Source organism: Actinophytocola xanthii, assembly GCF_001921205.1.
Lineage (GTDB): Bacteria > Actinomycetota > Actinomycetes > Mycobacteriales > Pseudonocardiaceae > Actinophytocola > Actinophytocola xanthii.
This window is the reverse complement of sequence record NZ_MSIE01000076.1, coordinates 13946-28999: the sequence shown is the minus strand read 5'-3', so window position 1 is coordinate 28999 and position 15054 is coordinate 13946. Positions and strand designations below refer to the sequence as shown.

Sequence of the window (15054 nt, the reverse complement as noted above, 5' to 3'; positions counted from 1 at the left end):
CGCTCAGGTGGTCGGGCGGTAGGTGGTGATCGTGGTGCCGTGGCCGAACGCCAGGACGTCCGTCGGCGCGAACCCGCGCGGCGCGAAGCCGCCGGTGAACATCGGCAGGCCGCCGCCGGCGACCACGGGATAGGACTTGACCACCAGTTCGTCGATCTCCGGCAGCAGCTGGCCGGCGAGGTCGGAGCCGCCGCAGAGCCAGATGTCCAGCCCGCCCTCCTCCGCCTTGAGGCGCCGCACCAGCGCCAGCGGGTCGCCGGGCACGAGCGTGACCGCCGGGTCGGCGACCCCGGTCAGCGACCGCGAGACCACGTACTGCCGCAGGTGCGCGTACGGGCTGGCCACACCCTCGTCCAACGCGGGCTGGTAGGTGCCGCGACCCATGACCACGGTGTCGTACCGCTTGTTCGGCACGTCGAGGCTCATTCCGATGTGCGGCCGGACGTGCGTCGGCATGGTCTCCGGAAACTCCGACCGCAGGTGGGCGACCATGTCCGGGGCGACCGGGTAGAAGTCGACCTCCCCGGCCGGGCCCGCCATCATGCCGTCGACGCTGACGCCGACGAAGTACACGAGCTTGCGCATGTCGTCCCCCTGTCGGAATAACTCCGTATGTAGTACTTTACTTGAAGTGGTTTGGACGTTAGTACTACGACTGGAGTGGTGTCAAGGCATGGTCCGACGTAACCCGGAGCGCCGGGCGGCGCTGCTCGACGCCTCGATCGAGGTCCTGGCTCGCGAGGGCGCGCGCGGGCTCACGTTCCGCGCGGTCGACCAGCAGGCCGGGGTGCCGGCCGGCACGGCGTCCAACTACTTCGCCAGCCGTGCCGACATCCTCACGCAGGCGGGTGAACGGGTGTACGAGCGGTTGCTCGACGAGGCGGTCATCGGGGACGGCCTGCGGGGGCCGCGCGACCGGGCCCGGGTCACCGAGTTGATGCACGAGCTGGTGGACCGCGTGGCCGCGTTCCCCACCGGCTTCCTGGCCCTGCTGGAACTGCGGTTGGAAGCCGCGCGCCGGCCCGAGCTACGCGCCGTGCTGACCGACCGGATCCGCGCGGACGTGGAGTTCAACGTCGCCTACCACGAGAAGTCCGGCCTGCCCGGCGACGGCACGATGGTCGTCCTCCTGTGGCTGGCGCTGAACTGGCTGATCATGGAACGCCTCACCCTGCCCGACCTGCTCAGCGACCAGCAGCGCCGCGACCTGGTGACGGCGTTGGTGGACCGGCTGCTGGCCGGACAGCCGGACGAGCCGGCGAACCCCTTCCGGGGCGGAGCCTGACGTCCAAAAAACGCGAGACGACATTTATTGCCAGGTCAGTTAGGTCCTTTTCGGAGCGACGGGGTGCTGTGCCGGTTTTCGTCGGATCCTGTTGGTCGGGTGGGTGACGCAATACCCGATACTGGTCGGGTATTGCGGGGCCGGTACGCCGAAAAAGGATCTCATGACAGCGCGAGCGAACCACGATACGAACAACGCGTCGGAGCAGCCCCCGGCGCCCGCGGCCGGCGCGACGAAGGTGCCCGACCCGGTGACGTTCGCGCGGCGATTTCAGGAGCTTGCCGGAAACATCGAGCACTTCATCCAGGGCAAGTCCGAGGCGGTTCGGCTCGCGCTGGTGTGCCTGCTGGCGGAGGGGCACCTGTTGATCGAGGACGTGCCCGGGGTCGCGAAGACCTCGCTCGCCAAGGCGATCGCGCGGTCCATCGCCGGGGCGCAGGTGCGACGCATCCAGTTCACCCCCGACCTGTTGCCGGTCGACGTGACCGGTGTTCAGATCTACGACCAGAGCCGGGGCGCTTTCGAGTTCCGGCGGGGTCCGGTGTTCGCCAACATCCTGCTCGGAGACGAGATCAACCGCGCCTCGCCGAAGACGCAGTCCGCGTTGCTCGAGGTGATGGCCGAGCACCAGGTGACGGTCGACGGCGCGGCGCACGCCGTGCCGCACCCGTTCCTCTGCATCGCGACCCAGAACCCGATCGAGCACCAGGGAACCTATGCGCTGCCGGAGGCCCAGCTCGACCGGTTCCTGATGCGGATCACCATCGGCTACCCCGACGAGCTGGCCGACGAGGCGGCCATCGTGGCGGGCGGGATCGCCCGGCGCCGGCCCGAGGAGCTGAAACCGGTGGTGGAGCTGGAGCAGCTGCGGGGGATGATCAACGCGGTGCGGGAGCTGCACGTCTCCTCGAAGCTGCACGTCTACGCCGCGAGCATCGCCAGGGCGACCCGAGGCCACCCGGACGTGCGCCTCGGTGTCAGCCCGCGGGGCAGCATCGCGCTGGCGGTCGCGGCCCAGGCCTACGCGGCGTCGGCGGGGCGGACGTACGTGACCGCCGACGACGTGAAGGCCGTCGCCGTGTCGGTGCTGAGCCACCGGTTGCTGTTGACCTCGGAGGCCAGGCTCAAGGGGCGCAAGCCCGAGGCGGTCGTGGCGGAGGTGCTCGCCGGCGTGCCGGTTCCCCGCGATTCGGACCGGGGTGACCGCTGATGATCACGCGCGCGGGAGCGGTGCTCGGGGGCGCCGGTGCCGTGCTGCTCGGTGCCGGGATGTGGGCCGACTACCCGGAGTTGGTCATGCTGGGGCTGGCCTGCGCGGCGGCGCTCACCGCGGCGGCGGGATGGATGCTGGTGCGCCCGAGGCTCGCGGTGGCCCGAGAGATCAGCCCGAGCCGGGTGCCGGAGGGCACTCCCGCGTACGGGGTGTTGAGCGTGACGAACACCGGGAGGCGGCGCAGTCCGCCGTCGCTGGCCGTCGAGACCGTCGCCGGTCGCCGGGTCGTCGTGCCGTTGCCCAGCCTGCCCGCCGGGGACACGTTCGACACGACCTACGCGTTGCCGGCGCAGCGCCGTGGGCGTCACCTGCTCCCGCCGCTGGCGGTGGGGCACGCCGATCCCCTGCGGCTGTGCCAGGTCGTGCGCACCGGGGGCGCGGAGGCGGTGCTGTACGTGCACCCCACGGTGCACCAGGTCGCCCCGATGCCGCTGGGCGGGCCGCGTGACCTGGAGGGGCCGACGTCGGCCAGTTCGCCGCAGGGCGGCGTGGCCTTCCACAGCCTGCGCGACTACCAGCCGGGGGACGACTGGCGGCGGATCCACTGGGCGTCCACGGCACGGACCGGCACGCTCCTGGTGCGGTACAACGTCGTTCCCGACGAACCACACCACCTGGTGGTCCTCGACACCAGCGAGAAACCCTACGACGACGCGTTCGAGGACGCGTTCGAGGACGCGGTACGGGTCGCGGCGTCGGTGTGTGACGCGTCCGCTCGGGCGGGCTTCTCCGTCACCTGCCGCACGACCGGGCACCCGGCCGAGGCGGACGGGCACGTGCCACCCGCCGCGAGCGCGGTCACGTCGGCGCTGGACGTCCTGTCGGCCGCGCGGCCTTCGCCGGGGGACCCCGGGTTGTCCGCCCTCGGCGGCCTGGTCACCGAGCTGGCGGCCGGCGAGGGCAGCGCGCTCACCGTGGTCACCGGGCAGGGGGAGTCCCGGGGCCCGGAGCTGCTGGCGACGCTGCCGCCGAGCTTCTCCGCCGCCGCCCTCGTCCGCATAGGACGGACGTTGCCGGTCTCCTCGACGGTGGCCGCCGGCGTGTTCACCATCGACGCTCGCACCAGCAGGGAGTTCGCGGTCAGATGGAACCAGCTGTTCGCGCGGTGACCGTGGGGCGGCCGGCCTGGGCGAGGTGGTCCGGGCCCGTCCAGGCCGTCCTGTGCACGGCGGCGGCGATGGGCGGCGCCCTGCTGTACGGCCGGTTCTTCGCGGACACGGGGTTCCTGGCGCCGCTGTCCGCGGCGGCGCTGACGGGGTCGGCGACGGCAGCACTCGCCGGGCTGCTGCGCTGGGGTCCGTACCGGACGCTGCTCCTGGCGACGGCCGGGTTCGTCCTGCTCGCCGGCTTCGGCGTCCTCCGCGGCACCCTCGAGCACGGCCTGCCCACGCGGCAGACCGCGGTGGAGCTCGCCCGAGGCGTGTTCGGTGGCTGGACCCGGATGCTCGCCGTGGCGCCGCCCGCCGACGTCCGCGCCGAGCTGCTGGTCACGCCGGTGCTGCTCACCTGGGCCGCCGCGTTCGGCGCGACCACGCTCGCCCTGCGCACCCGTTCGGTGTTCGCGCCGGTCGTACCGGCACTGGTGGCGTTCGTCGCCGCGCTCCTGTTCGTCGGCCGGCGGCCCGGGATCCAGACGACGGCTGCCGCGGTGTTCCTGGTGGCCGCGTTCTCGCTGGTGCTGGTGCGTACCGCCGCCGCGGCCGGTCAGCCGCGGCGGGTGACGACCAGCCGGCTGGGATTTGGCGGGCCGGTCGTCGTGGTGGTCGCGCTGCTGGGGGTGCTCGGCGGGCTGGTGCTGCCACTGGCCTCCGACGACCAACGGTTCGACCCGCGGGCCGTGATGTCCCCGCCGGTGCGGGTCACCGACGCGATCACGCCGCTGGCGCGGCTCAAGAGCCAGCTGCGGGAGGAGCCGCCCCGCCGGTTGTTCACCGTGCGGTTCGCCGGCGACGCCCGGGTCGACCGGATCAGGGTCGCCGCTCTCGACGAGTTCGACGGTGTGACGTGGACCCAGAGCGACCGCTACCTGGTCGCCGGCCACCACCTCCCCGTGGACCCGGCGCTCACCAGGTCGCGAACGGTGTCGGCGCGGATCACCGTCGAGGGTCTCGACGGACCGTTCCTGCCCGCTGTCGGCTGGCCCGTCCGGCTGGACAACACCGCTGACGTCGGCTTCAGCTCCGCGTCGGGCGTTCTGCTCACGACTCGGGCCGCGCTGGACGGCTTCACCTACACCGTCGCCGGTGAGGTCGCCGACCGGGACGCCGGACTGGCGGGGGCGGCGCCGAGCACCGCTCCCGAGCACCGGGACCACGCGTCGCTGTCCGGGCGTCCGTCGCCGGTGCTGACCGCGGCGGCACGCCAGCTGACGGCGACCGAACCGACGCCGTACGGCAAGCTGGTGGCGATCGAGCGATACCTGCGTGGCCTGCCCTACCAGCTCGACGTCCCGCCAGGACACTCCTACGCCGCGTTGACCACGATGTTGCGGGGCAGCGGTGAGGGCTATGCCGAACAACGCGCCTCGGCCTTCGCGGTGCTCGCTCGTGCCTTGGGCTTCCCGGCGAGGGTCGCGGTGGGCTACCGGCTCCCCGACAGCGGCGCCGGCGCTCACGCGGTGACCACGCGCGAGGCTCACGCCTGGGCGGAGGTGCACTTCGCCGGTTACGGCTGGGTGGCGTTCGAGCCGACCGGGACGAGGTCCGGGGCCCCGTCGCCGGCGCAGGACCCGGCGGCGGCTCCTCAGCCACAGGACCCGCTGGCGGTGCCGCCCTCGATCGCGGACCGGTCCGAGGTAGCGGCTCGACAGCCGGACAGGGGGGTACCGGTGCCACGCGGCGTGGCGCTCGGCGCCCTCGCGGTGGCGGTGCTGGCGCTGCTCTTGGCGACGTCGGTGCTGACGGCGAAGGCCGTCCGGCGGCGACGACGGCGGCGGACGGGGGGCACCGCGACCCGGGTGCTGGGCGCGTGGCGGGAAGCCACCGACCGGCTCCTGGAGCGCGGCGTCCCGGTGTCGGCGGCACTGACCGCGACCGAGGTGGCGGAGCGGGCGACGGGGGCGCTGCGGGTGGCCGCCGCGCCCGTGGTGCGGCTGGCACCACTGGCCACGGCCGCGGTCTACGCACCCGAGGAGCCGGACGAGCACGCGGTCGAGGAGGCCTGGGAGCTGGAGTTCCGGCTGCGGCGGGAGCTGTACCCGCGGCGCTTCCTGCCGCGGCGGCTGGCCGCCGGGCTCGACCCCCGGCCGCTCCTCGCCGGGTGGCGGGAGGCCAGACGGACACGAAGGAACGACTGGGGAAAGAGATAGTCCGATGAAACTTCCGTTCGGGGTCGGTAGGAAATGGCACCACGTGGCCGCCGGGATCGTCGGCACCGCCACCCTGGTGGCCGGAGCCGTCGTGGCGTGGGTCGAGACCCGGGACGTCGTCCCGACGGTGCGGTTGCACCCCGGGCTGGCCTGGGTGGCGTCCAACGAGGTCGGGCAGCTCACCCTGCTCGACGGGGTCTCGGCCGAAGCCGTCGCCGGCGTGCCGGCCGGCCGGCGGGGCATGGACCTCCAGGCCACGCAGCAGGGGGCGACCGGGTACGCCCTCGACCGCGATCGAGGTTCGGTCGTCCGGGTCGACGGCGCCACGCTGACCCCCTCCCGTCCGATGGTCCCGAGCGAGCCCGGCGGCCGGCTCGCCGTGTTCCCGACGACCGACGCGCTCTACACCCTGGAGACGAGCGGTGGGCTCCTCACCGCCGCGGACCCGACGACCCTCGCGCGGCGGGGGAGGCCGGTCCCTCTGGCGGTGCGCGCCGGGCCGGAGGAGGCCGTGACCGACGCCGAGGGCCGCCTCTGGGTGCTCGACCAGCGCACCGGCGACCTCGTCTGGTTCGCCGACGGGGTTCGCCGGTCCCGCGCGGACGCGCACGCCCCGGGCGAGAGCCGGATCGCGCTGACCGACGGCCGGCCGGTGCTGCTGCACCCGCGGAGCGGCACGATGGAGCTGCTCGACCCGGCGACGGGCGCCGTCGAGCAGTCGGCCGAGGTGGGGCTGCGCCGTGACGACACCGTGGCGGTGAGCGGTTCCTCCCGGGAGCGCCGGCTGCTGGTCTCGGTCACCTCCCGGGGGGTGTTCCAGAGCTGCGCCTTCGGCGCCGACTCCTGCGGCGACCCGGTGACGGTGGCCGAGGGTTTCGCGGAGCTGGGCCCGGCGGTGGCGGTCGGCGACCGCGCGGTCGTGCCCGACTACGCGACCGGTGGTGTGTCGATCGTGGACCTCGCGTCGTCACGGGTGGTCGCGCAACGGCGGCTGTTCGACCGGCCGGTGCGGTTCGACCTGGTGACCCGGGACGGGTTGGTCTTCTTCAACGACCCGGACAGCGAGCGGGCGGGGGTCATCGACCTCGACGGCACCGTCCGCCCCATCACCAAGTACGAGCCGGACCAACGCGTACGGGAGTTGGCGCCCGAGCCCGGGGACAGCCCCGGCGCGGCCGAGGACCCTCGGTTCGAGGATGCGCCGGTGGGCCCACCGACCGAGACGTCCCTCTCCATCGCGGTCACTCCGCGGGACCACGGTGTGGTCGGTGACGAGTTCGAGCTCACCGTCACCGGCTCCGCGCGGGCCGACCTCGCCGGCGCGCGGTGGGCCTTCGGGGACGGCACCCGCGCCACCGGGACCACGGTGCGGCACAGGTGGGCCGCGCCGGGCACGTTCTCGGTGACCGTGCGGGCACGGCTGCCGCAGGGCCAGGTGGCGCGGGCGGCGACCCGGGTCGTGATCGCGGCACCGGACGGGCCCCACATCGTCCGGCTCACGGTGGCGCCCGAGGAGCCGCGGGTCGGGGAGCGGGTGCGGTTCGGCGCCGATCTGACCGGTGCCCCACCCCAGCGCATGGCGTGGACCGTCACCGGCAGCGGGGGAACGGTGGCCAGGTCGAGCGCGCCGCGGTTCGGGCACGTCTTCCGGGCACCGGGCAACTACACGGTGGCCCTCACCGTGACCGCCGACGGGGTGTCGGTCCGACAGTCCAGACGGTTCACCGTGGCCCCGGAGCCGGTCGCGGTGTCCTGCGGCGACACGATCACCGCCGACGCCGTCCTGACCGAGAACCTGCTCTGCACCGGCGAGGTGGGGCTCAGGATCGCCGCGAGCGGCGTCGACCTCGACCTCGGCGGCTACACCGTCGCCACGGACGACCCGCTGGCGCGGCGGACGGGAATCGTCGTCGCCGGTGACGACGTCGTCGAGAACGTCACCGTTCGCAACGGGGAGATCTCCGGGTTCCAGACCGGTGTCGAGCTGACCGACGTCACCCGTGTCACCGTCGAGGGGGTGACGGTGACGGGGTCGGAGTTCGAGGAGTCGGATCCCGCGATGGTGGGGACCAGGGCCGGTGAGCTCCGTTTCGACGGACTGATCCTGGCCGGGTACAACCCGCTCGCCCTCGACGGCGCGTCGTCGGCGACGTTCGTTAAGTCGACCGTCGAGGGAAGTGCGGATTTCGGGCTGGCGCTGTGTGGGAGCTGCACCTTCCGGGACAGCATCGTCGAGGGGAGATGGTTCCAGTGCGGCGGGGCCGAGGGTACGTCCCTGGTTCTCGAGCAAGGAACACAAGTGCTGGCGGAACAGCTCGGGGCAGGGTGCGATTCGCTCGTGGTGGACTTCAGCAAGGTGCAGATGCTCGGCGGAATTCTCGCGGACAGCAGTGTGGTGACCAACAACGAGGTGACCGGCAACATCATCATGTTGACGGTCGGGGAGGTGTTGATCGCGAACAACACGTTCGAGAATTCCCTGGATTCGACACTGAACGTGCAGGAGGGCACGCGGGGGCGAATAACGGAGAATGACTTCGTTCGCAGTGACGGGTGCGGCATTCTCGTGCAGTCCGGTGGCGTGACGCCGATCGGCGACCTCGAGATCTCGGGCAACACCTTCGACGCCAACGGCTTCGGGTCGGAGACCGACTGCCGTGACGGGCTTCGGCTCGTCGATGTCGGCCCCGAGGACCGGATACGCGTGCAGGGCAACGTATCGTCGAACAACGCGGAGTACGGGATCAACGCCGAACCGGACAGCGTGGAGGACGGGATGGTCGTCGACGGTGGCGGAAACACCTCGTCCGGCGATCCCCTCGGCTGCCGGGGAATCGTCTGCGGGTGAGGTGTCAGGACGACGGGCAGGGTGGCGGGAGGTCGACTCCGGACGGCACCAGCTCCCGCTCCTCGGGGGTGTAGTCGCGGTGGTTGAGGCGGCACAGGTGGTCGAACCAGGCCTGCGGGTTCAGGTCGATCGAGAGCGGTCTGCTGGTCGAGACGGCCACGAGGGAACCGTCGCGCGGCCACCAACTGCTCGTCGCGGTGGGTGTGCGCAGGCTCGCGACGGGGACGCCGGTCGCGGCGTCCCAGAGCCGCAGGGTGCCGGTTCCGCTGTCGGTGACCAGCTTGCCGTCCGGGGTGAAGGCCACGAGCGACAGGTCACCGGGCACGAGCAGGGTGGTGGACCTGTTCGCGTCCCAGTCCCAGAGTTCGAGCTCCCCCTCGCCCTGGTAGTGCAGCGCGACGCGCGAGGTACCGAACTGCGGCAGGACGGCCGACGCCGTGCCGGGCCGAGGCTGGAAGGATCGCACGAGCACGCCCGAGGCGAGGTTCCAGATCTCCGCACCGTCCTGCGAGGCCACCAACAGCAGGTTGGCCTGCGGCAGCGCGGTCACGGTGGCATCGCGGGCGAAGTCCCGCAGCTGCGTGGCGGCGCCGCCACGCAGGTCGAGCCAGTCGGTGAGCTGCTCGCCGGAGCTGGTGTCCCACTTGGCGACCGAGGTGCCGCGGACGACCGCGACCTCGTCGTCGAACAGGGGAACGAGCGAGATCGGCACGACGGCCGGAGGTGACTGCACCTCGAACGCCGGCACCCCCAGGGAGATGCGGCGCTCCTGGACGAGGTCCGGCACGGAGAGGACGACGAGCTCGCCCCGGTCCCCGACCGCGAGCACATGCTTACCGTCCTCGGTGAAGACCAGCTGGGGGTCCGCTGCCAGCCGCGGGTCGCCGGCCGTTCCGTCGGCCTCGAGCCGACGCCCCGCGGCCAGGTCGAACGCCAGCAGCCGCCGTCGGGCCATCGTGACGAGCAGGCGCCCGTCCGGCGAGAGCGCGCGCAGACCCGGGTCCCGCGCCGGGCCGGAGCCGGTGAGGTCCCCGACTGGTCCGACCGGCCGGAGGCGGAGCAGCGCGTCGGTGTCGAGGAGGAACACCGCCGGTGGCCCGGACCCGCTCGGCAGCGCGATGACCGGGTCGTTGTTGGACACGGTCAGGTCGTCGACCGGCCCCGGTCGGGACGGCCGCCGGACCGAGTAGGCATCCGCCGTCTCCAGGTCGACCAGGGTCAGCTGGCGGAACGAGTCCTCGGCCGACCCATCGTCGACCAGGGCGTACCGTCCGCTCAGGTCGGTGACCCCCAGGGCGACCGGTGGGGGGCAGCGGGGGACCGGCCGGCTGAACCGGAGAGCCTCGGTGACGGCGTCGCGGACCGAGAGCCGATACGGTGCGGCGCTGCCCGCACAGTCGACCAGCAGCCCACCCGGCGTGAGGACACCGTCCGAAGTGGTGTCCAGGGCGGCGCCGGTGACGAGGTCCCGCCGAACGTTGTGCCTGCTGCCGTCGACGTGCAGCTCACCGAACCACGCGCTGCGGCCGTCCTGGTCGACCCGCAGCACGGCGGCCGTGTCCACCGGCGCGCCGACCGAGAAGCCGGACCGCGCGTCGTCGGGCCGCGAGACGTCCCACGTCTCGACGAGGCTCGACCTGCCGGCCGCCCGCGCGGCGCTGCTTCCCCGCAGCGTCACCACGAGCAGTCGTCCGTCCGTCGAGAAACCCGCACTGAACAGGCTGTCCGGTTCCTGAGAGGCGTAGGGGTCCTCGGGCGGGCGCAGGCGGACCGGCCCGGCCCGCCGGTCGACGTCCCAGAGGGTGACGGTGCCGCGTCTGCTCGCGACGGCGAGCCACCGGCCGTCCTGGCTCAGCGTGAGCCCCACCAGGTCGGGAACGATGGCCACCGTCCAGGGTTCCGGTTCGGAGCCGAAGAGCCCCGTCCACACGGTGACCTTCCCGTTCCGCTCGGCGCCCGCCGTGACCCGCCCGTCCGCGCTCGAGACGACGGTCGTGACAGTTCCGGACCAGAGCCCGGGTCGGCGGTGGTCGACGTCGATGAGGTCGAGGTAGTGCTGGAGCAACGCGGCGTACGCTTCCGGCGCCGTCTCGTCCTGGCGCCAGGACGCCTGGGCGAGCTGCAGCGCGGTCGACGGGTCACTGTCGGTGCGGCGCTGGGCCTCCTGGCCCAGGGACACCGCGGTGGTGCGGCGGAACTGTTCGGCGAGCTCCCGGTTGCGGGTGCCGGCGGCCACGGCGAGGCTCGTCGCGACCAGCGCGAGTACCGCGACCAGCGCGGTGATCACCCGCCACCGGCGCGCTTCCCGCCGTTCGTGGCGTCGGCTGGCGGTGATGAAGTCCTTCTCCTCGCCGGTCAGGCGAGGGGGATGGCTCGCCAGCCAGTCCTCCGCCGCGGCCAGGGAGGCGCCGCGCAGCAGAACGCCCGGGTCCCGGCCGGCTCGCTGCCACTGCCGCAGCGCCGACCGCAGCTGTTCCTGCCAGGACCGGAAGTCCTGGGCGGCGACCAGCCACTCGTGCAGTCGCCGCCAGCGCTGGACGAGCCCCTCGTGTGCCAGCACGACCGTCTCGGGCTGGTCGGCACCGGCTCGGAGCACCACGAGACGGTGTCCGGCGAGGGTCCCGGCCAGGTCGCGGGCGGCGGGGTCGAGCTGGTCGAGCCGGACCGGGGTGAGCGTGAAGGTGCCGTCCTCGCCCGGTCGCGCCAGCTGAACCAGCAGCCGCTCGGCGACCTCCAGTTCGCCGGGCTCCAGCCGCTGGGAGCAGACCTCGTCCGCGTACCCCGCGAGGGCGCCGGCCAGACCGCCCTGTTCGTCGTAGGCGCGGTGGCTCAGCGTGCCGCCCTGCGCGCTCTCCCACAGCCGCGTCACCGTGAGCTCCACGAGCGGGAGCTGGCCCGGCGCGTCGGCCGCGTCGGCGATGATCCGGTCGACCAGGCCCGGTTCGAAGGACACCAGCTCCGCGGGGCCGGCGATCGCGGCCCGGAGCTCGGCCGGCCCCATCCTCGGCAGGGCAAGGGTGTGCGGGTGCTCCGAGGACAGCGCGGTGAACACCGCCCGCAGCGCCGGCGTCCCGCCAGGACGCGGCGGTCCCGCACGCACCAGCTCGACCACGAGTTCCAGCAGCCGGTCCGCCGCCTCGGGGTCGGCCGCGACGAGCTCCTCGAACTGGTCCACGAACAGGACCCAGTGACCTGCCGCGTCGACGATCGCGTCAGCGAGCCGGAGAACGTCCCTGCCCGGGTCTCCCACGAGCGGGGCTACCGCGTTCGCCAGCAGCTCCAGCGGTTCGACGCCGGCGGTCGGTCGCAGGACCGTCACCACGATGCCCCGCTCGCGCAACACGGGCAGGAGGCCGGCGCGCACGAGGGAGGACTTCCCGCTGCCGGACGCCCCGGTGACGACGACGGTGGGGTGCTGCTCGAGCAGCGTCTCCAGCTGCCGGACCTGCTGGTCGCGGCCCCAGAAGAACCTGCTGTCCCGTTCCTGGAACGGACGCAGGCCGCGGTAGGGACACTCGGGCCGCGCGGTGCGGTGCAGCTCGGGGTCGGGCGCGGGCACCGAGTCGCCGCGGTGCTCCTCGAGCAGCGCGACGAGCGCGGTGGCGTGCAGGACGCGGGCCGAGGAGTAGCGGCTGTGCGCGAGGTCGTCGGGCGGGCGGAGCTCGGTCGCGGGCAGCTCGAGGAACTCGGCGTACGCGGCCGCCGCGCGGTGGAACTCCGTGCGGCGGTCGGCCGTGGTGAGCGCCGCCGGGGCGAGCTCGAGCTCGCCCAGGTCGCGGAAGAGACCGGCGACGGGTCCGGTGGTGTGCGTGCGCAGCCGGCGCGCCCACTCGCCGTTCTCGCGGTCGAGCAGCAACAGCCGCGCCGGGGGAGCGGTCGCGTCCCGCTCGACCAGCGCGGCGGCCAGCGCGTGGAGCTGCTCGAACCGGGTCGAGGCCTGGTCGACGACCACCAGCAGCGGGCTGTCGATTGTGCCGAGGGCGGCCAGGTCGGCGATTCTGGCGTTGTCGTGGACGATTCCGGTGACCCAGCCGTGCCCGTCCAGTTCGGCGCACAGCCGAAGGGCGAGGCGCGTCTTGCCCCGCCCGGCCGGCCCGGTGACCAGCTGGGCGGACACCGGCCGTGGCGCTCGCACCCAACCGGTGAGCTCGGCCAGCTCGAGGTCGCGCCCGGCGAACGGCGCGATCCCGTACTCGGGGAGCAGCCACGTGCTCGGCGGCAGGGTCCGGCTCCGCGGTGGCGACCCGGTGAAGACGCGGCGGAGCACGAGATCGGGCACCAGGCCGCCCAGCTCCTCGACCAGCTTGGCGAGGTCTCGCGCGTCGTTGCGGTGGCTCAACCGGAGGAACTGGCATCGAGCCAGCGGGGCGATGTCCGGCGGGAGCTCGGCCTCGACCAGGGGGACGGCGTGGTCGAGGAACACCGGGATGACCCGCAGCCCGTGGCGGAACGCCTCGGCTATCTCGCGGTGGACCCAGTCGTCGGGTGCCTCGGCCTCCCGCCGGGACTGCCGTTCGGTGATCGACCGCCAGCGCGCTCCGATGATGGCCAGCAGCACGTCGGAATGCGCCAGGCGCTCCAGGATCGTGCTGGCGAAGTCCTCGCCGGGGCGGATCGACCTGCTGGCGAGGAACACGTACTCCGGGCCGAAACGTTCGGAGAGCACCCGGCTGACGAGCGTGGCGGCGAACTCGCCGTCGCCGGTGCGGTAGTTGACGAACACCCCACCGTGGCGCGTGCCTCCCATCAGGGGAGCGGGGTGCGTAGCGCCGCGCTCAGGCGCGGGTACAGCTCTCGCACCGAGGGGTGGGTGCGCCAGCGGGCGAGGGTGTGGGTCAGGCGCCGCAGGTCGTGCCGGACCGTCGCCGAGTCGACCAGGGTGAACGAGTCGAGAACCTGGCCGCTGAGGATGCTGGCGTGCTCGACGTCGCCCGCGGCGACGTAGGCCAGCGCCCGCCGCGCACCGAACCGGGCGTAGGCGCGGCGGGCGGTCTCGGGCAGGGCCGGGAGCTCCCGGTCGAGGATGTCCGCCGCCTCCCGGGGACGGCCGAGGTCGTGCAGGCACCAACCCCACACCAGGGAGGTCAGGTCGGCGCTGGCGACCGACGCCGAGCCGATCACCGGGCCGCCTGGAACGGTGCCGTCGGTGTCGTTCAGCAGCTCCGCCGCTCGGTCGATCATGCGCTGGCACTGGTCGTAGTCGCAGGCCAGCGCGTGTCCCTGGGCTTCGCGAAGCGCGGCGAGGCCGCGAACCCGACGTGAGGTCCGAGGCTCGGCCTGCGCGCGCCGGGCGAGGTCGATGGTTCCGGCCGCGTCGTCGCGGTACAGGGTGATCAGTGCCTGGCGAACCAGCGCGTAGGTGGCCAGCTCGGTGTCGCCGGCGGCGTTGCCCATGGTCACCGCGGTGCGGGTCCACCACATCGCGCCCCGGTCGTCGCCGGCCTCCTGGGTCATCCAGCCCGCGTACTCCGCGTAGCGCGCGGCCAGCCGCAACAGGTCCTCGCGCAGCGGGGAGGCCGCGGTGCTCGCCATTCCGCGCAGGGTGTGCGCCTGGGCGATCACGGTGGGCAGCACCACGCTGGGGCTCGCGGTTCGCCCCAGGTGTCGGACCTGCTCGAACAACGAGCGAAACGCCGCGATCGTGGCGTCGTGCCCGACCACGTCCACGGACACCTGCGCGCCGACGTTCAGCCCGAGCAGAGCGGGGGCGCCGGCCGCGAGCGCCTCACGGCGAGGCATGGGCACCATGGAGCTCGTCCCGTCCGGCGCCATGCTCATCACCCACACCTCGCCGCCGTCTTCGGCGTCGACGTCGGTCGACGAGCGGGTCGACGGCGTCTGGCAGGTCGCGGCCAGGGCGGCCAGCTGCCCGTCGGCGCCGAGAACCGCGTCGCAGCGCCGGGCCAGGTCGGTGCCGGGCAGCTTGGTCCCGGTCTCGATCTTGCCGAGGTGCCCCTTGCTGTAGTGCACCTGCTTGGCCAGCATCGCCAGGGACAGGCCCGCAGCCGTTCGACGGCGCCGCAGCTCCGCGCCGAAGGTGCCCGGTTGTTCGCTCATGTGTGCTTCCCTGTGCCCCCTCCAGCGGCGCGGCGGCCCACCAGTCCCGGTCGACTGGCCGCACAAGCGCACGCGCCGATGCAACACCACCAGGCTAGCGACTCCGCGCCGTCGCCCGTTGCCCGTTGCCGAGACGACGGTCGCCCCCTGGTTCGCCCGCCGGACAGGCACCAGGGTGAGACACGCGAGCCGCCGACCGACTTTCCGCCGACCAGGATCGAGAGGAGGCGCTGCCGTGCCGACGACAAGTCCGGTGAACGTCAGGAACCCGGCCACCGTACGGG

Annotated in this window: 8 protein-coding genes; 5 read left to right on the top strand and 3 right to left on the bottom strand. The window is 73.2% G+C overall.

Annotation, left to right across the window (positions count from 1 at the left end; genetic code table 11):
• Positions 1-3 precede the first annotated feature (3 nt).
• Positions 4-585 carry a dihydrofolate reductase family protein gene (locus BU204_RS31720; RefSeq protein WP_075129482.1) on the bottom strand — a complete coding sequence of 194 codons (582 nt, stop codon included), beginning with the start codon at positions 583-585 and terminating at the stop codon, positions 4-6.
• 88 nt (positions 586-673) lie between these two features.
• On the opposite strand from BU204_RS31720, the gene BU204_RS31715 reads away from it, so the two are divergent.
• The 5 genes from BU204_RS31715 (at position 674) to BU204_RS42075 (ending at position 8713) form a co-directional block, all read left to right on the top strand.
• Positions 674-1285 (top strand): TetR/AcrR family transcriptional regulator, encoded by a 612-nt coding sequence (locus tag BU204_RS31715; RefSeq protein ID WP_075129481.1) that lies wholly within the window; start codon positions 674-676, stop codon positions 1283-1285.
• 163 nt (positions 1286-1448) lie between these two features.
• Entirely contained in the window at positions 1449-2495 is a 1047-nt protein-coding gene (locus BU204_RS31710; protein WP_083661813.1) for an AAA family ATPase, read from the top strand.
• The gene (locus BU204_RS31705; RefSeq protein ID WP_075129480.1) at positions 2495-3667 is read left to right on the top strand and encodes a DUF58 domain-containing protein; all 1173 of its coding nucleotides are present in this window, start codon (positions 2495-2497) and stop codon (positions 3665-3667) included. The genes BU204_RS31710 and BU204_RS31705 overlap by 1 nt, the downstream gene beginning before the upstream one ends.
• Positions 3643-5865 carry a transglutaminase TgpA family protein gene (locus tag BU204_RS31700; RefSeq protein WP_143229895.1) on the top strand — a complete coding sequence of 741 codons (2223 nt, stop codon included), beginning with the start codon at positions 3643-3645 and terminating at the stop codon, positions 5863-5865. The genes BU204_RS31705 and BU204_RS31700 overlap by 25 nt, the downstream gene beginning before the upstream one ends.
• Before the next feature lie 4 nt (positions 5866-5869).
• Positions 5870-8713 carry a PKD domain-containing protein gene (locus BU204_RS42075; RefSeq protein WP_143229894.1) on the top strand — a complete coding sequence of 948 codons (2844 nt, stop codon included), beginning with the start codon at positions 5870-5872 and terminating at the stop codon, positions 8711-8713.
• Between the two features lie 4 nt (positions 8714-8717).
• Here the strand turns inward: BU204_RS42075 and BU204_RS31690 are convergent, their stop codons facing one another.
• Positions 8718-13460, bottom strand: a complete 4743-nt coding sequence (locus BU204_RS31690; RefSeq protein ID WP_075129477.1) for an nSTAND1 domain-containing NTPase — start codon at positions 13458-13460, stop codon at positions 8718-8720.
• Positions 13460-14770: a helix-turn-helix domain-containing protein gene (locus tag BU204_RS31685; protein ID WP_075129476.1), complete on the bottom strand. Its 1311-nt coding sequence runs from the start codon at positions 14768-14770 to the stop codon at positions 13460-13462. Before BU204_RS31685 ends, BU204_RS31690 begins: the two co-directional genes overlap by 1 nt.
• Positions 14771-15054 lie beyond the last annotated feature (284 nt).

Coding starts and splice junctions, on each gene's coding strand:
- BU204_RS31690 (WP_075129477.1), bottom strand. CDS start 13,460: ATGGGAGGCACGCGCCACGGTGGGGTGTTCGTCAACTACCGCACCGGC.
- BU204_RS31710 (WP_083661813.1), top strand. CDS start 1,449: ATGACAGCGCGAGCGAACCACGATACGAACAACGCGTCGGAGCAGCCC.
- BU204_RS42075 (WP_143229894.1), top strand. CDS start 5,870: ATGAAACTTCCGTTCGGGGTCGGTAGGAAATGGCACCACGTGGCCGCC.
- BU204_RS31700 (WP_143229895.1), top strand. CDS start 3,643: ATGGAACCAGCTGTTCGCGCGGTGACCGTGGGGCGGCCGGCCTGGGCG.
- BU204_RS31715 (WP_075129481.1), top strand. CDS start 674: ATGGTCCGACGTAACCCGGAGCGCCGGGCGGCGCTGCTCGACGCCTCG.
- BU204_RS31720 (WP_075129482.1), bottom strand. CDS start 585: ATGCGCAAGCTCGTGTACTTCGTCGGCGTCAGCGTCGACGGCATGATG.
- BU204_RS31705 (WP_075129480.1), top strand. CDS start 2,495: ATGATCACGCGCGCGGGAGCGGTGCTCGGGGGCGCCGGTGCCGTGCTG.
- BU204_RS31685 (WP_075129476.1), bottom strand. CDS start 14,770: ATGAGCGAACAACCGGGCACCTTCGGCGCGGAGCTGCGGCGCCGTCGA.